The sequence below is a fragment of the Microcystis flos-aquae FACHB-1344 genome (assembly GCF_014698375.1).
Classification (GTDB): domain Bacteria; phylum Cyanobacteriota; class Cyanobacteriia; order Cyanobacteriales; family Microcystaceae; genus Microcystis; species Microcystis aeruginosa.
This window is the reverse complement of record NZ_JACJSW010000112.1, coordinates 1-17433: the sequence shown is the minus strand read 5'-3', so window position 1 is coordinate 17433 and position 17433 is coordinate 1. Positions and strand designations below refer to the sequence as shown.

17 protein-coding genes are annotated in these 17433 nt (G+C 43.3%); 5 read left to right on the top strand and 12 right to left on the bottom strand.

What is annotated here, in order from left to right; all coding sequences use genetic code 11:
* Both H6G48_RS09270 and H6G48_RS09265 read right to left on the bottom strand, forming a co-directional pair.
* Positions 1-506: nuclease/transposase family protein (locus tag H6G48_RS09270; protein ID WP_479724316.1), on the bottom strand; the 506-nt coding region annotated here is incomplete at its 3' end.
* 357 nt (positions 507-863) lie between these two features.
* Positions 864-1418, bottom strand: coding sequence for a hypothetical protein (locus tag H6G48_RS09265; protein ID WP_190721230.1), 555 nt, complete (start codon positions 1416-1418; stop codon positions 864-866).
* Between the two features lie 156 nt (positions 1419-1574).
* On the opposite strand from H6G48_RS09265, the gene H6G48_RS09260 reads away from it, so the two are divergent.
* The 3 genes from H6G48_RS09260 (at position 1575) to H6G48_RS09250 (ending at position 4510) form a co-directional block, all read left to right on the top strand.
* Positions 1575-1877 carry a DUF1345 domain-containing protein gene (locus H6G48_RS09260; protein WP_341275494.1) on the top strand — a complete coding sequence of 101 codons (303 nt, stop codon included), beginning with the start codon at positions 1575-1577 and terminating at the stop codon, positions 1875-1877.
* 7 nt (positions 1878-1884) lie between these two features.
* Positions 1885-2658 (top strand): pyridoxal-dependent decarboxylase, encoded by a 774-nt coding sequence (locus tag H6G48_RS09255; protein WP_242034601.1) that lies wholly within the window; start codon positions 1885-1887, stop codon positions 2656-2658.
* A 100-nt stretch (positions 2659-2758) separates the two neighbouring features.
* The gene (locus tag H6G48_RS09250) at positions 2759-4510 is read left to right on the top strand and encodes a mechanosensitive ion channel family protein (protein WP_190721228.1); all 1752 of its coding nucleotides are present in this window, start codon (positions 2759-2761) and stop codon (positions 4508-4510) included.
* 160 nt (positions 4511-4670) lie between these two features.
* Here H6G48_RS09250 and hpsU read toward each other — a convergent pair whose 3' ends face one another.
* The 3 genes from hpsU to H6G48_RS09235 all read right to left on the bottom strand — a co-directional run bounded on the left by hpsU (position 4671) and on the right by H6G48_RS09235 (position 7091).
* Positions 4671-5261 carry a hormogonium polysaccharide biosynthesis acetyltransferase HpsU gene (gene hpsU, locus H6G48_RS09245; protein WP_190721226.1) on the bottom strand — a complete coding sequence of 197 codons (591 nt, stop codon included), beginning with the start codon at positions 5259-5261 and terminating at the stop codon, positions 4671-4673.
* A 5-nt stretch (positions 5262-5266) separates the two neighbouring features.
* Positions 5267-6217, bottom strand: coding sequence for a glycosyltransferase family 2 protein (locus H6G48_RS09240; RefSeq protein WP_190721224.1), 951 nt, complete (start codon positions 6215-6217; stop codon positions 5267-5269).
* Between the two features lie 208 nt (positions 6218-6425).
* A complete protein-coding gene (locus H6G48_RS09235) occupies positions 6426-7091 on the bottom strand; it encodes an urease accessory protein UreF (RefSeq protein ID WP_190721222.1) in 666 nt (221 codons plus the stop codon).
* A 134-nt stretch (positions 7092-7225) separates the two neighbouring features.
* On the opposite strand from H6G48_RS09235, the gene H6G48_RS09230 reads away from it, so the two are divergent.
* Entirely contained in the window at positions 7226-7837 is a 612-nt protein-coding gene (locus H6G48_RS09230) for a hypothetical protein (RefSeq protein WP_190721220.1), read from the top strand.
* Position 7838: 1 nt separating this feature from the next.
* Here H6G48_RS09230 and H6G48_RS09225 read toward each other — a convergent pair whose 3' ends face one another.
* Positions 7839-8342 (bottom strand): MogA/MoaB family molybdenum cofactor biosynthesis protein, encoded by a 504-nt coding sequence (locus H6G48_RS09225; RefSeq protein WP_190721218.1) that lies wholly within the window; start codon positions 8340-8342, stop codon positions 7839-7841.
* A gap of 232 nt (positions 8343-8574) precedes the next feature.
* Here H6G48_RS09225 and H6G48_RS09220 point away from each other — a divergent pair, with 232 nt between their 5' ends.
* Positions 8575-9438, top strand: coding sequence for a helix-turn-helix domain-containing protein (locus H6G48_RS09220; RefSeq protein WP_190721215.1), 864 nt, complete (start codon positions 8575-8577; stop codon positions 9436-9438).
* Positions 9439-9639: 201 nt separating this feature from the next.
* Here the strand turns inward: H6G48_RS09220 and H6G48_RS09215 are convergent, their stop codons facing one another.
* From H6G48_RS09215 to H6G48_RS09190, 6 genes are all read right to left on the bottom strand, one after another.
* Positions 9640-10152 (bottom strand): dihem cytochrome c family protein, encoded by a 513-nt coding sequence (locus H6G48_RS09215; RefSeq protein ID WP_190721212.1) that lies wholly within the window; start codon positions 10150-10152, stop codon positions 9640-9642.
* A gap of 408 nt (positions 10153-10560) precedes the next feature.
* Entirely contained in the window at positions 10561-14091 is a 3531-nt protein-coding gene (locus tag H6G48_RS09210; RefSeq protein ID WP_190721210.1) for an ELWxxDGT repeat protein, read from the bottom strand.
* A 125-nt stretch (positions 14092-14216) separates the two neighbouring features.
* The gene (locus H6G48_RS09205; protein ID WP_190721208.1) at positions 14217-14558 is read right to left on the bottom strand and encodes a DUF4347 domain-containing protein; all 342 of its coding nucleotides are present in this window, start codon (positions 14556-14558) and stop codon (positions 14217-14219) included.
* Positions 14559-14693: 135 nt separating this feature from the next.
* Positions 14694-15701 carry an RpnC/YadD family protein gene (locus H6G48_RS09200; RefSeq protein ID WP_190721206.1) on the bottom strand — a complete coding sequence of 336 codons (1008 nt, stop codon included), beginning with the start codon at positions 15699-15701 and terminating at the stop codon, positions 14694-14696.
* A 21-nt stretch (positions 15702-15722) separates the two neighbouring features.
* On the bottom strand, positions 15723-16721 hold the full coding sequence (locus H6G48_RS09195; protein ID WP_190721204.1) for an RpnC/YadD family protein: 999 nt from the start codon (positions 16719-16721) through the stop codon (positions 15723-15725).
* Positions 16722-16866: 145 nt separating this feature from the next.
* Positions 16867-17433: bluetail domain-containing putative surface protein (locus H6G48_RS09190; RefSeq protein ID WP_277925601.1), on the bottom strand; the 567-nt coding region annotated here is incomplete at its 5' end.

Below are 17433 nucleotides of genomic sequence, written 5' to 3'. Positions count from 1 at the left end.
TGGCAATAATAACCATCAGCACGTCTAACAACTCTTACCCGTTTAATCTGTTGCTCTGAATAATAAACTAAGGTTTTTTGACTACACGATAAATCAAATTCTCCTGCTTTAAAACCGTCAGTAAATCTGATTTTACGTCGATCATCAGATAGTTTGTAGCCTGTTAGTTTATACTCAACCGAACGGCTATGCTTTTTGAACCGAGGAAACCCCTTTTTCCCTGGTATCTTAGCATGACAATTCTGGTAAAACTGATTAATTGATTGCCAGGCTCTATCAGCAGCCGATTGACGAGCTTGTGAGTTTAATTTATTAACCCATGGTGTCTCTTTATTGTTAGCTAGTACCGAGCAAAGTTTTTGGAGATCATTGCGGGTTGTCCCCTTATTGTCCATCCAATGACGAACACAAGAGTTACGCACAAACTGAGAAGTTTTGATAGCTTCATCAAGCCGGTGATATTGCTCTGGTGTCCCGTTTTTTAGCTTCGCTTCTACGACTAGCATTGATTAATCTTCGACCCTGGATAAATTAAGTATAACACAGTTTACCTACAAATGGTAAAATTAAAATCGTGCTTCGCAGTCAATATCCTGGTCGGATTTCATCCCCCGCAAAGGTTGATGTCTTGTCGAAAAATTTAGCGGGGGCATTCATCCGACATTTTAGGTAAGAAACTTTGAAAATATAGGATGCGTCTGATGACGCATCCAACCCTAAAAAGTGCTTTCAAAGTTAATCACAAGTTATAGAATCTTTCTGACGGGTAGAAACAAAAACCAAAAAATCAGATAAAGAGATATAGCGTTTCTCATAAAGATGAAGTGTAACCTAATGTAGTCGTGCAGAATAGAATGAGATGACTATTGAGGAGAAGACAGGTCGCGGAAAATCTGGCTGGCAATGGCTGCACTCCGGCGAATTTGTTCAATTTCGGAAAGACTTTGCCAATTTTCGGTTTCTATATTGGTTTCGCTCTGGCCATTACGCATAGTATAGGCGTAGGGACGAGCAAAAACCTGTAAATCTTCTGGAGACCATTGGGGAAAGAGATCGCTAAGACAAACAACAAGGCGATCAAGGTTGTCTAATTGACTATCAACTAGATTTTCAGCGCTTTCTACTAGACGATTTAAATGTTCGGCCGGCAATAAAGAGGCAAATTTATCAAAGATATTAGACCGGGGTGAAACGGAAACTGTCGGGAATTTTTGGTGTAAACTGTTAAAGAATCTATCAGCTTGTGCTTCGATCGCCGTCGCTTCCAGTCCTTCACACAGAGAAAAAGGCGTTTCTGTCAGGTCTAAGGGATCATGACTCTCAACAGCGGTTACATCCCAGGGATAGGTGACTTCTTCTTCGATCAGGATTGCCAGAAGTTCCGCGGTAATCTGTTCGGATAGGGATAAATGGCTCATAAATAACACTCCATATTTTAGCCTTTGTGGTGTTCAATGAGTAACTACATCTCGGTTTTGACAATTTCCGAAGCTATTAACAGACTCCTGGTGCAAGTCAGGCAGGAGGCACTCTTGCCATAGTAGCAATAATTAACCCTTTAAACAGGATTTAGTATTATTAGTGCTTGGTTAGCCAGACAAATGATCTACAGCCAAGAATATGCAGTGCGCTACTATCATGATGGTAAAGGCCTAGTTTTTCCCAATTGCGATCGACCCAATTGGACGGAATTTCTCTATCAAGGTTTTTGTATGGCGGCTTGTTATCAAACCTCCAATACAAGTATTAATAGTACGGCGATGCGGCGACTGGTAGCAACCCAAGGGATGCTTTCCTATTTTTTATCCGTCTCGATTATTGCTATTATTTTGGGAATGATTGGTAATTTACTCTCAGCAAAAAAGATATTTTATTAAGGAAGTTATGGTTCATCAGAAAATTAATCTCGATCGCCTTAGTCCGGAAGAGGCACTAATTACCCCCACCTATGCTTCCCGCGCCCTGACTTCCGCTGTACCTAAATACGAGATTCCCGAGGGAGAAATGCCGCCGGCGGTGGCCTACAATTTAATCCGCGATGAACTCGCCCTTGATGGTAATTCTCGCCTGAATCTGGCTACTTTTGTCACCACTTGGATGGAACCGGAAGCCAAACAATTAATGGGGGAAACCTTCGATAAAAACATGATCGACAAGGATGAATACCCACAAACTGCCGAAATTGAACTGCGTTGTGTGAATATGATCGCTAGACTCTGGAATGCTCCCGAAAGCGAAGCGGCAACCGGTTGTTCTACCATTGGTTCCAGTGAAGCTGCGATGTTGGAAGGCATGGCTTTAAAATGGCAATGGCGCAAACGCCGACAAAAAGAGGGTAAACCCACCGACAAACCTAATTTAGTCATGGGCATTAATGTGCAGGTTTGTTGGCAAAAATTCTGTCGTTATTGGGAGGTAGAACCGCGTTTTGTGCCGATGGAAGGGAATCGTTTTCATCTCAAGGCGACCGAGGCAATTAAACTAATTAATGAGAATACGATCGGGGTAATTGCAATTATGGGTAGTACCTTTGATGGTAGTTATGAACCCGTCCAAGAAATTAATGAGGTTCTAGAAACATTGAACAGAGAAACCGGCTGGCAAGTTCCCCTGCACGTCGATGGTGCTAGTAGTTGCAAGAATAGCTTTCAGATGTGAAAATTTCCCTCCTGTCTCAACCTAGAAGAGCTGCATCTCATCGAGGACAGTAATGCCTAAATATTACCCGAATACACACAAAAAAATCTGACTTAATCCTATGCAATTTGTACCAGTTGTCGATATTAATCAAAGATATTTAATGCTAACTACACCATCTAAAGCTAGAGGATGGATGAAAAAAATTGGGCATACCTTGGTCATATTTTTTGTAGTTTTACTACTGACTCTAACGTCCCCTCTTTTGGGAATAGCTCAAAATCCGACACAACCGGAAAATAAAATTGACGGCTTTCCAGTTATGTTAGATGGAAAAACTCTCTTTTTTATCCGGCGTGGAGTTTCTTCATTTTCGGCGGAGGAGAGAGCTAACGCTATTACCCGGAGAATTGAAAGAATTGCTCAAAATGATTCTATTCCTGTTGAGAACCTGACAATTAAGCAGATTCCTGATGATAACTCACTTTATTTAAGTGTAGATCAAGAAGTAATTCTAACGGTGACGGAGCGAGATGCAAAAGCCTATCGTTCAACGCCGAAGGTTTTAGCTCAACAAGCTTTACAAAAAATTCAGGTTGCTATCGCTCAATATCGCCAAGATCGAAAACCCGAACAACTACTTAAGAACATCATTTATACGGTTATAGCCAGCTTTGCCTTCCTGATTATTAGCTTTGCAGTTATCAAAACTTCAGGGAAGCTATTTCCCTTTATTAGACGTTTGATTGAATCCTTGACACCGGGCATTCAAATCGGGAATGTTGAGATTGTATCTTCCTCTAATATAAGCTTTTTTTGGCTGCGAGTTCTTCGGATAATTCGCTTACTTGTTCTCTTTTTATTATTATTTAATTATGCAACATTTGTACTTCGTTTATTTCCCTGGACAAGAGTTTTTGGCGAGAGTATTTTAGGTTATTTTTATCAATCATTAGAACTGGTTTTATCGTCCATTGGCCAATATCTTCCCAATGCCTTTATTATTGCCATAATCATTTTTATAACCTACTACTTAATCCGGCTAATCAAGCCCTTTTTTACAGCCATAGAAAGAGGAAATCTGGTTATTCCTGGTTTTTATACTGATTGGGCTAAACCTACTTACAATCTCCTATTAGTCATAATTATTGCCTTAGCAGCAATAGTTGCTTTTCCCTATTTGCCCGGTTTTGATTCCCCTGCTTTCCGCGGTGTTTCTGTTTTTCTTGGTCTTCTTTTATCCCTTGGTTCTACTTCGGCGATCGCCAATGTTATTGGGGGAATTATTCTTATCTATACCCGTGCCTTTCGCATCGGAGATCACATTCAAGTGGGAGAGGTAATTGGCGATCTAATTGAAAAAAACTTCTTAGTAATTCGCATTTGCACTCCCACTAATAAAATAATTACTATTCCTAACTCATCTTTATTAAGTAGTAATGTGATTAACTTTAGTATTTCCTCGCGGGAATTAAACAAAAATCTAATTATTCAGACAACGATTACCCTCGGGTACGATCTGCCTTGGCGAAAAGCCCACAAAACCTTAATTGAAGCTGCTCTAGAAACTGTGCATATTCTCAAAGAACCCGCACCTTTTGTCCTGCAAACTAGCCTAGATAATTTTTACATCAGTTATCAATTAAACGCTTACACTAACCAACCCAATTTGATGGTAATAATTTATTCAGAACTCCATCAAAATATTCAAGACAAGTGTAATGAAGCTGGGATTGAGATTCTCTCTCCCAGTTACACCTCCCTACGAGATGGAAATACAACAACCATTCCCGAAAATTATTTACCTTCCGATTATGTTGCGCCTCCCTTTCGTGTTCAATCTTCAGACAATCAAGAAAACAACACATTTTGACACCAAATCCGTTTTTAAGCGCTTACTGCTGGCGGATTATTAATATAATGTTAATTGAGCTTAGAAGGAGATAAATCGATGACGGCATCCTATGAGCAGGACTTTCGACTTTGGGATTTGAGTCTTCACCCCGACATTTGAGATAAAATGCCTCTTAAGCTTAACTACTATAAGAATTCATCTTTCTATCGTATTGAGGACGACAGGGACTGCCCCAAGCGACCTTTTGAGCGGGAATATCAGCAAATACGCTACTTCTTGCCCCAATAACAACATTAGAGCCAATTTTTACCCCCGGAGCCAAAAAACAATCGGCCGCGATCCATGTACCATTACCAATGAGGATGGGAGCGGTTTTTAAGCTGAAAGAGCGATCGCAGGGATCGTGACTGCCAGTGCAAAGATAACATTTTTGAGAAATCACACAATGACTGCCGATGGTAACGTTATCTAAACTATAAATCACCACATCATCGCCGATCCAAGTATAATCGCCGATCGCCACTTTCCAAGGATAAGTAACCCTTGCCGTCGGGCGAATTTTCACCCCAAGGCCGATTTTAGCCCCGAATAGTCGCAAAATAGCGCAGCGAAAGCTGTCCATTTGGTGCAAACTGAGGGGAAAAAGAATTCCCTGTACTAACCACCAAAGTAGGATAATCGGATGAGAACGACCGCGCTCAAACCAAGATTGATCGTAGGTACGCAGATCTAGCCACGCTTCCTCATCGGTGCGGATTTCTGGGGACATAGGACTTATTTAATCATTTCCGCGGGTTGAGGTTCCGAGGGTTTAACCGGGGGATTAGCATGGGCATTAACGTTTAATTTACCGCCAAATTGCCGTAATTCGTACAATTTAACCCCAATTTGGTATTCGTACTGACTCAAAAGACGACCGTAGATATAACCAGCTTTGCCATCCAAGAAACCGAGACGGATAAAATAAAAGAGAATAAAGCGCAGCAGCGGTTTAAAGGGCAATTTTACCCAAATTTTCTTTAAAAAACGTTTCCTCTGCACCGCATCACCGAACAGGTGCGCTCCGATCGTGCCACTTTCGTCATTACCCGTGAGAATATTGTAATAAACTCGCGCCTCCCAGTTGGAATAACGATTATGTCTTTCTAACCAATGATAGATATCGCGGAAATCGATGTGCAGCATATCATTTTTCAGATATCCCACCTTGCCATCGAGGATAACGTGTTCGTGAACCTCGTTATCTCCCGTGTTGGGGATATCTTCCGTGTTTAAATTCTCGTATCTGCCCGACTTATGTTTAAATAAGCGCAGATTCCAGTCGGGATACTTGCCACCATAACGAATCCATTGTCCGAGGAAGAAGACGCGACGATTGAGATAATAACCGTTATAGTTGGGATCTTGGATCACGCTGGCAATTTCGTCCCATAGTTCGGGGGTGATTCTCTCATCACAATCGACGATTAATACCCATTCATTGCGAAAAGGCAGATTATCGAGGGACCAGTTTTTCTTTTTCGGCCAACGACCATTAAAATAAAATTGGACTACATTAGCCCCATAGTTTGTAGATATTTCGATCGAGCGATCGCTACTTTGGGAATCGACGACAAACACTTCATCAGCCCTAGCAACACTCTCTAAACAGGCGGGAAGGTTAGATTCCTCGTTTTTGGCGGGAATTAACACCGAAACGGGAATTTTTTCTGATTGACTAAACATTGGTACACTGTGGCTAGGTAGAGTGTTCGCATCTTTCCTTAAAACCCTTAGTCACTCTGAAAGCGAGAACTAGGACTTAAGATTTTTTTCAATCATACTATACCTTATTCGGTTTTTTACCTAAAAATGTCGGCTTGAACCCAAGAGAGAGACTCCTAGAGACTTGCATATTCTCCCAGAAAATAGCGAAAAATTTGATCGCTAATTTCTAACTGCGAAATAGACGACTATACTGGGTTTCGTGGTTCATACTGGCAAAACTTAGCCCCCAACTCCAACTGCTCAGGTTTTCATCGGCTAAACTGATAATATCTGCTGTTGCTGTTAATAAACTGGGCTGTAAACCGATCAGAAGGGATTGTCCTAGGGTTTGTCCAAGGGGAATTAAACGCAATCCTGCATTGATTAAATTACTTGCCCAACTGTGTAAATAGCCTAAAACCGCTAATTCTTCGCCAATTTGCCAATTACTTGCCCCGATCGCAAAAGCGGTGGCATAATTAGCCTGTTCTGGTAGATTATCTCTGGCCGGTGCTAACTCCCGCAATAAGTTTAACAGCGATCGCCCCATTTGCCAGCTTTGCTGTCTTAATTCGGCCGTTTCCCGCGTTGCCGATAACCAATTATCCCAATAATTAAGTTTTGTAAAATCCTCTTGACAAAAACAACGATATACCCTTACCAAAACAGCCGTTTCTAAGCGAATCGAGCCTTGACAAAGCGATCGCTCTAACCAATCATTTAAGCTGGCACTATTGGAGATAATCCCCTTTTCGACGAGGGTTTCTAGCCCTTCGGAATAACTATAGGCCCCGACGGGTAAAATGGGACTAGCCAATTGTAATAAACACAAAAGTTCTTTTTGAGCGAGCATAGAAAACCGAGAAAATTGTCCTTAACACAATTAGGGAAATGCTTGGCGCTTCCGTATGTAGATCGAGCCTGTAGAAAGCGGCACTCTGTGAATTATACCGTGGTTAATAGCCACAATTATAAACTACTATACTTATGTCCTCACGAGAACAGCATTTTCTGAAAATAAATCTTGTCGTTCTCCTCTTGATTTTAGCTTTGATTGCTGGGTTTGATCGGGAAAAATTCCCCTCTAGTCTTTTATTTTATCCTCCCGCTACTCCCCCAACTCCGCTCGCTGGTTTATTAACCCATGCTTTTCAGTTTCTTTGTTGTTTACCCCCGATTGTTTGCCTTTTTAGTTATGCTTTATTGTCCCGCAAGACAAGTTTCAATAATTCTGACAATTTTTTACTTGTTTCTGGCATAATAACGGGACTTTTTGCCATCAATGAAATCTTCAGAATTCATATCATTCTCCTCTATTTTAATATTCCCAAATTCTTGACTATCTCCGTTTATGCCCTCGCAATTCTGATTTATGGTTTAGCATTTTGGCGGCGAATAATAAAAACTTATTACCAAATTTTAATCATCGCTTTAGCACTTTTAACTTTGGCAATCGCTATCGATTTTCTCCAGATTAAAAATCAAGGTTTTGCTAGTCTAAGTGAAGGAATTCCTAAACTGTTAAGTGCTGTGAATCTAGCTGGCTATTTTTGGGATGTATGTTTTCAAGAAATTTCCGCCCAGATCAAATCCCAATAAATTATCCATTCATCTGTTTAACCAGATGTAAGATTTCGGGAAGAATCAGTTTTTCTAGGGCTAATTTAACGGCATTAGTGGAACCGGGGAGAGAAAAGACTAATAAGTTTTGATAAACCCCAGCTATTGCCCTTGATGCCATGGCACGGGAGCCAATTTCCTGATAGCTGAGATAACGAAATAATTCGCCAAAACCGGGCAAAGTAATCCTTAATAAAGGTACTAAAGCATCATAGGTATTGTCTCTGGGAGCAATACCCGTACCCCCATTGAGAATTAAGACTTTTATCTGATTTTGATTACTAATCTCTGGTAAGATTGCTTGAATTTGTAAGGGTTGATCGGGGATAATTAAGTATAGGCCGATATCATGACCCGATCGAGTTAGTAACTCTTGAATTATTTGGCCACTCCTATCCGTCTCTTGGGTACGAGTATCGCTCACCGTGACTACGGCACAGGTAAGGTTAAGGGGGGCGGTGTCGGGATGGGGAATAAAGGTCATAATTAGCGATCAGCTGAGAGTTGGAGAAAAACCAGTATTGAGAACAAATGTATGCACTAAGTAGCCAGTGCAGTCAACCGAGAATAAAAAACTTAACTTTGGCAAGTATTGCCGATTTTTGCCAGTTTTTGGAACCTTTTCGCCGGTAATGATGACAAGGTGAAAGGAGCTTCTAGAGAACAGATTATCCCAAAATAACAAAATCGAGATTATCATCTAATTGGTATAGATTATGACTGGAATTATGAGTCAACTCAGTCCCCTACAAGCCGAACAAATCAAGGAAATCGGGACTTATTTACGTCAAAAACGGGAAGAAAGCGGCCTGAGCATAGACGATATCGCCGCCCTGACGATGATTAGATTACCAATGCTAGAAGCGTTGGAAACGGGGAATTGGCAGAAATTACCAGAATTAATTTATGTCAAGGGATTTATCAAACGCTACGGTGATGCTCTAAAAATTGATGGTAAAGCTTTAGCCGATCGCTTGTCTCCTAGTGCGGAACAATTAGCTCAAGAGGTAACTATCCCGAAAACACTGCCCACAAAAGTTACCCCTCTCCCCAAGGCTGAACCCGCTGCCCCAAAAGTGGAACCGGTGAAACCAGAAAAACCAGCCCCGGAAACTGGCTCCCAACCGGCTAAATCAACCTTTTTCGGGATGTATCTCTGGCTAGGCTTGCTGGCGGGCATATTTTGTGGTATTGGCTATCTTTTCCTCCGTCCCCCTCTCTCTAACCCCCCTGCCCTTACTCCCTCTCCTTCCCCCGTGGTTTCCCCCGCGCCGGTAGTCCCTCCCGCACCGGTAGCCTCTCCTTCCCCTTCTCCTCAGTCAAAAGTTCCCCTCTCAGCCGAAGTAACTATTGAACAGGCCGCTTGGGTAAGGGTAATTGCCGATGGCCAAAAAGTCCATGAAGGCAATCTCCAACCGGGTACTAAACAAACTTGGACAGCCCAAAAGAGTTTAAATATTCGATCGGGCAATGCTGGCGGTGTTAAAATCTCTCTTAACCAAAAACCTGCCCAATTAATGGGTAAAGCTGGCCAAATTGGCGAAATCACCTTAACTGCACCCCCTCTCAGTGATCAGTAAACAGTAATCAGTAATCAGTGAACTAAAAACTCACATCTGAAAACAAGGGCCGAATCTAAGACCTAATTGGTTAAGCTAAAAGCTTTGATGTGCTTAGTTTCTAACCTTCTTTTTAGGTAGGAGAATTGTCAGATTCTGTCTTTTGCCCCTTGCCTTCAGAAGCTGAAAACTGATAACTGATCACTGATAACTGATAACTGATTAGGCTGCATCATCCCAGATGGGGGTAAGGGTTTTATAATCGTAGCGGGAAGCGTTGGGATGACAGGTGACACAGGTGGTGTGACCGAGGGCAGTGGGTAAATTGACCCTAGGGTGCAAAACCTTTACATAGGTGGACTGTTCAATTAGGAGGGGAACAAAAGTAGTCTGGGTAAGAGGGCGGGAAGAATAACTGAGATAATCCCAGATAAGACGCTGAGTAATGCCAACAATTGGTTTTAAACGGATACCATAGTGAGAATTAGGATTTTCTAGGATTTTTTTCCAAGTTTGACTGGGTAGGATGCTGGGAGGAATGGCAATATGGCAAGTGGCACAATTTTCTAGATAGGTTTGCTGTCCAATTTGATAACGATTCAGCACTGTATCCGAGGAGGGAGATTGCGCGATCGCTGGTTGTTGAAGTAGCGAAGCCAGTAGAATACCCCCTAGAATACTGAGGAGAAAGAGGATCAGAAAAAAAATCGATTTCACTTGACCGCTGGAAGGCATGACTGGGATGACGAGTAATTGAACACAATTGTGACACTCTCGCCATCACAATGCCAAGCTGTGTGATGGGAGATTCTTGCTTCACAGAAACCTGCTTTTTGAGACGAATCTCAAGGAGTCTTACAGTCTCTCCACAAGCTTAAACTCCTGACTGCCCATCAGTATTTGGGTTCTTCTGGTTTATGTGTGGAAACGAGGTCTATACTGATATTTTCTAGTTTCTTCCGCCGCTCGACTGAGCATCGCCGAACGTCAAAATAGCCCTAAAAGTCTTGCCTGATAGGTATTTCACGGTTGTTTCATAAGCAAAAATTATAACACAAAGTCGAGAAGAGCCTCTTAACTTTTTTTGTATCAAAATTACTTGAACGGGAGCATTAAAAGGGGAGAATTAATCCCCCCATTAATCTAGACAAAGAAACTATTGACCGCAATAGTGCCGAGCGCTGGTAAAGTACCCGTTAACCCGGTGAGATTAATCACCAAATCATTAGCACTTTGGAAGCCAAGCGTACCGTCGTTGATAATTAGGTAAGTAGAAGAACTATTGTCCCGCACTAAAACAGCGCTGTTAATTCCGAGAGCTTGATTTCCGGCTGTTGCGCCATTAGCATCGGTAAAGACGTTAGTAACAATGGTGTTAATATTGGTCGTGGTGCTATCTGTTGCCCGGGTAAAAGCGACCGGGGCATTAATGGCCCCACCAGCTTGACTAAGCAGGTCAATTTTATCAGTACCAATAGCAAAATCCGTAACTCGGTCTAGGGCTGCGGCTGTGGACTGACCAAATTGGAAGATGAAGATGTCTGTCCCCACCCCACCAGTTAAAGTATCGACTCCAGCAGCACCATTGAGGTTATTATTGCCACTATTCCCTGTAATCTGGTTATTTAAGCCATTACCCGTGCCATTAAGATTACCAGTACCAGTGAGAAGGAGATTTTCCACGTTGTCGGGAAGAGTATAGAAAATGGAAGCCTGCACGGTATCGGTTCCCTGGTTGAGAGCTTCAATGACCAAATCCCCGGCATCATTTACCGTATAAGTATCGTTTCCGGCTAATCCAGTCATGGCATCTGCTCCAGAAGTACCCACAAGGGTGTCAGGACCAGAAGTACCGATAAAGTCATCATTATTGATGGTTCCCGTGGCAGTAGCGGTGGTGATAGTAGCACCGTTGGTGGCATTGGAGAGGGTGACGGTAAAGTTTTCGTTCGGTTCTACTGTTGTATCCCCCTGAACGTTAACAGTAATTACTTTTGAGGTTTCCCCGGCGGCAAAACTCAAGGTTCCTGATGGTAACACGGACCCGACAAAATCCGTGGCATTAGCAGGATTGGTTCCGCTGCCGGTAACTGCCCAGTTAACGTTATTGGTTCCTGTGGTATTAACTGAACGAGTGACGGTGAAGGTGAAGGCTTTACTGCCACTGTTGCCCTCGGTTTGATTGGCATTGGTGGCGGCAATAGCCAGGGTGGGGATTGCTACATCATCATTTTGAATGGTTCCGGTGGCAGTAGCGGTGGTAATAGTAGCGCCGTTGGTGGCATTGGAGAGGGTGACGGTAAAGTTTTCGTTCAGTTCTACCGTTGTATCTCCCTGAACGTCAACAGTAATCACTTTTGAGGTTTCCCCCGTCGCAAAACTCAAGGTTCCTGACGGTAATACTCCCCCGACAAAATCAGTGGCATTAGCAGGATTGCTGCCGCTGCCGGTAACTGCCCAGTTAACGTTATTGCTTCCCGTGGTGTTATCCGCACGAGTGACGGTGAAGGTGAAGGCTTTACTGCCACTGTTGCCCTCGGTTTGATTGGCATTGGTGGCGGCAATAGCGAGGGTGGGGATTGCTACATCATCATTTTGAATGGTTCCCGTGGCAGTAGCGGTGGTAATAGTAGCGCCGTTGGTGGCATTGGAGAGGGTGACGGTAAAGTTTTCGTTCAGTTCTACCGTTGTATCTCCCTGAACGTCAACAGTAATCACTTTTGAGGTTTCCCCCGGGGCAAAACTTACTACCCCACTGGGTAACAATCCCCCGACAAAATCAGTGGCATTGGCAGGATTGGTTCCAGTGCCGGTAACTGCCCAGTTGACGTTATTGCTTCCCGTGGTATTAACCGCACGAGTGACGGTGAAAGTAAAAGCTTTACTGCCACTGTTGCCCTCGGTTTGACTGCTGCTGGTGGCGGCAATGGTGAGGATGGGGATTGCTACATCATCATTTTCGATGGTTCCCGTGGCAGTAGCGGTGGTAATAGTAGCGCCGTTGGTGGCATTGGAGAGGGTGACGGTAAAGTTTTCGTTCAGTTCTACCGTTGTATCTCCCTGAACGTCAACAGTAATCACTTTTGAGGTTTCCCCCGTCGCAAAACTCAAGGTTCCTGACGGTAACACTCCTCCGACAAAATCAGTGGCATTGGCAGGATTGGTTCCGCTGCCGGTAACTGCCCAACTGACGTTATTGGTTCCCGTGGTATTAACCGAACGAGTGACGGTGAAGGTAAAGGCTTTACTGCCACTGTTGCCCTCGGTTTGATTGGCATTGGTGGCGGCAATAGCGAGGGTGGGAACTGTGGGACCCCCCACATTTAAGGCCCACAATTCCTGACCGTTAACGCCGTTATTGGCAGTGAAGAACAAAGTATTGCCCACTACCTTCAGACTGCTGGGGCCGTAGCCAGAGGCACCGGGGATGATGTCGGCCACCAGAACCGTACCGGCCGCCGTGCCGTCGCTTTTCCATAATTCAGTACCGTTCACGTCGTCAAAAGCAGTGAAGAACAGAGTATTGCCCACTGCCGTTAGATTTTCTGGGTCGGAGCTAGTATAGGAACCGGGGCGGATATCTTTGACCAGAACCGTACCGGCCGCCGTGCCGTCGCTCCTCCACAACTCCCAACCGTTCACGCCGTCAAAAGCAGTGAAGAACAGGGTGTTGCCCACTGCCGTTAGATTTTCTGGGTTGGAGCTAGAGGAACCTGCGCGGATATCTCTGACCAGAACCGTACCTGCGGCCGTGCCGTCGCTTTTCCACAATTCAGTACCGTTCACGCCGTCATTGGCAGTGAAGAACAGAGTATTGCCCACTGCCGTTAGATTTTCTGGGTCGGAGCTAGTATAGGAACCGGGGCGGATATCTTTGACCAGAACCGTACCGGCCGCCGTGCCGTCGCTCCTCCACAACTCCCAACCGTTCACGCCGTCAAAAGCAGTGAAGAACAGGGTGTTGCCCAGCGCCGTTAGATTGCTGGGGTAGGAACCAAAGGAACCGGCGCGGATATCTCTGACCAGAACTGTACCGGCCGCCGTGCCGTTGCTCTTCCACAATTCCCGACCGTTAACGTCGTCAAAAGCAGTGAAGAACAGGGTATTGCCCACCGCTGTTAGATTGTAGGGGGAGGAGCTATAGGAATGGGAGCCATAGGAACCGGGGCGGATATCTTTGACCAGAACCGTACCAGCCTCCGTGCCGTCGCTTTTCCATAATTCCCGACCGTTAACGTTGTCATTAGCAGTGAAGAACAGGGTGTTGCCCACTGCCGTCAGATTTTCAGGGAAGGAGCCAAAGGGTACCATATAGTCACCGCCTGGGTTGATATCTTTGACCAGAACCGTACCGGCCGCCGTGCCGTCGCTTTTCCATAATTCAGTGGAGTGGCCACCGCCGTAGCCCATGCTCTCGTAACCGCCGTCATTGGCACTGAAGAACAGGGTATTGCCCACTGGCGTTAGATTGCTGGGGTAGGAGCTAGAGGAACTGGGGCGGATATCTTTGACCAAAACCGTACCGGCCGCCGTGCCGTCGCTCCTCCACAATTCCTCACCGTTAACGCCGTCAAAGGCCCGGAAGTACAGGGTATTGCCCAGCGCCGTCAGATAGCCGGGGAAGGAGCCAGAGGAACCGGGGTCGATATCTTTAACTAAAAAAGGAGTTGACATGACTTTTTCCTGAATAAAGGGTGAAAATTAAACAATTAGGTAGTGGTGCAAAATAAATTTCCTAGTGGAGATAGGCAAGGAGCAAGGGGGGGGTTAGATTTGTGTCATTAATTTTGCTTAGGTACTTAAGCCGGCAAAGAAGGGTATATCTGGCTGAAAAACCCCAGATGTCTGCAAATCCGACAAATCTGAGGTTTCAACAGTGGTAAAAAAGCGGAGATTTGTTCGATTCCGTCTTCGTTGGGAGAGAGAATAACCGTGGCGACTTCTGGAATTACTCCAGCTTGGAGACTTTGATAATCGCTAACACCAGCATCGAGGAAAACTACAGTATTTAATTCGGGTGCGGTTAAACGCTGATTTCTCGCACTATCCACCTGATTAGCTTGACTCAAGCCATCAGATTGAGCAAAATTGAACAAAACATCGTCAACAGCAGCAAGGCTCGGCAAGAGGGTAGAAGTCATGACGTTAACTGCAAAAGATTAATGCGACTATTTTATGCAAAGAATCACGAATTTTTCAAGGTTTCTATAACATAAATTAACATTATACAGAAAACGGGTTTCTCAAAGAAACCCGTTTTCTAAGAAACCCGTTTTCTAGATATTGATTTTTGCCAAAGACTGCTTAAATTCTGCGAGAGAATTAGCAGTAGCTGCTAATTTAACAATTTCTTGTAATGTAGATAGTACCGAAACTTTATTCAGGTATTGTTCCACATCTAAAGGAACTTCACCTAAGCGAGCTTGCAAAACTGTTTTGACAAAATCACGAGCATTTTCTAACGCTCCAATTTCCTTGCCGCGTTCTATACCTCGTAACTCCCCAATTTCCTTACCAATTTCCTTACCGCGTTCTATCCCTCGTAACTCCATATTACTCATTAAAGGCATGGTTCTTTCCTCATCAAATTGTTTGATTTTACTTTCTAAACTTGACTGCAATTCAGGGGATAAAGTCATCATATTGTCGATGATTTCAAACAGTTTAATTATCTGTTCTCTCTCGAACTCCTTTTCATATAATCCCCTGATTAACGTCCACTTCCACTGTTCCCGTTCTGGCAGCTTCCCAGTAGTCGCTTTTGTTTTCAGGTGTGCCATGACTATTATAGCAAAGGGATTGCTACTTGCTTCTAGTTCTGACCATCTTTCCTCATAGTCCAGTAATTTAACCGTTGGGAATTTCAAACTCACTTCACAGCCGGCGATATTATAATTATAGGAATCTGGTCGCCAATTTACTCGTTCATCCCCTAATATAGCGAGACTGATAACCGGTTTCTGATACAAATCAAAGGCCCGATAGTTATAAATATACATCCTCTGAGGGAAATTTTCTTCGTATTGACTTTGAATTTCAATATGAATCAAAATCCAGACTTCTTCACCCCTGAGTAACCAAACTTTATAGAGTTTGTCAGCGAAACGTTTTTTTGTCTTTGCTGAAGCGGTAATCCGTTTCAGTTCTTTTTCCAGAGATTCGGGAATTTTTGTCCAATCAATTAATTGGTGAACTTCAGGAAAGAAGAAATGTAAAAACGCTTCAAAATACTCGCTTAATGCTTCTTTCCAGGGTTCATCATAATTGGCGGTTGTTGGGTTCATTGGAGAAGAAAATTCCTGAGACTATTGTTCTAAAAGTTGATGCAACTCATCAAAAGAATTAACGGTTAATGCCGATTTCAGTAACTCGTCTAAAATCGATAATACAGCAATTTTATCCACAGCTTGCTCAATGTCTATTGGAATGTCACCCAATCGCATTTTCAGCACTGTTTTAATATAGTTACGAGCCTTTTCTAACGCGCCTATTTCCTTACCAATTTCCTTGCCAATTTCCTTGCCAATTTCCTTGCCAATTTCTTTACCGCGTTCGATTCCTCGTAACTCCATATTACTCATTAAAGGCATGGTTCTTTCCTCCTCAAATTGTTTGATTTTACTCTCTAAACTTGACTGTAATTTAGTTGATAAAGTCATCATATTGTCGATGATTTCAAACAGTTTAATTATCTGTTCTCTCTCGAACTCCTTTTCATATAATCCCCTAATTAACTTCCACTTCCACTGTTCCCGTTGTGGCAGCTTCCCGGTAGTCGCTTTTGTTTTCAGGTGTGCCATGACCATTATAGCAAAGGGATTGCTACTTGCTTCTAGTTCTGTCCATCTTTCCTCATAGTCCAGTAATTTGACTGTTGGGAATTTCAAACTCACTTCACAGCCAGCGATAGTATAATTATAGGAATCTGGTCGCCAATTTACTCTTTCATCTCCTAATATAGCGAGACTGATAACCGGTTTCTGATACAAATCAAAGGCACGATAGTTATAAATATACATCCTCTGAGGGAAATTTTCTTCGTATTGACTTTGAATTTCAATATGAATCAAAATCCAGACTTCTTCACCCCTGAGTAACCAAACTTTATAGAGTTTGTCAGCGAAACGTTTTTTTGTCTTTGCTGAAGCGGTAATCCGTTTGAGTTCTTTTTCTAGGGATTCGGGAATTTTTGTCCAATCAATCAATTGGTGAACTTCAGGAAAAAAGAAGCATAAAAACGCTTCAAAATACTCGCTTAATGCTTCTTTCCAGGGTTCATCATAATTGGCGGTTGTTGGGTTCATTTGAATTGTCCGCTTACTCCTAGGGTGTGAAGCGCGATAGCGTAACGCACCAATTTAATGATAGAGGTGGTGCGTTACGGCGGCTTGTTAATTTTGGTTTTTTGACGGAATTGATAGCCGCCTAACGCACCCTACGCCTACTTAATTAAACAAAGAAATTACTCACGGGAATGTTCCCTAAAGCAGGTAAAGTACCAGTAAATCCGGTGATATTTATTAATAAATCATTGCTGGATTGGAAGCCATCTGTGCTATCATTAATAACGAGGTAAGTTCCAGCGATCGCACCAGTTGTTACCTGCACTAAGGCGGCACTATTAACCCCTAATCCTTGATTACCTGTAGTGGCTCCATTGGCATCAGTAAATACCTGATTGACTAAATCTACTAAAGTGGTAGTAGTGCTATCAGTAGCGCGACTGAAACTACTAGGCGCATTCATGGGTAGTCCACCTTGAGTTAATAAGTCGATTTTATCAGTATTGATGGCAAAATCTGTGATACGATCGCTTGCTGATGTGGTAGATTGGCCAAATTGGAAGATAAAAGTATCTGCACCTGGACCACCAGTTAGAATATCAGCACCATTAGCACCATTAATTTGATTATTGCCACTATTTCCGGTGATGATATTATTAGCATTGTTACCCGTACCGTTAATATTATTAGTGCCAATTAGTTTGAGGTTTTCGACACCGTTAGGTAAAGTACG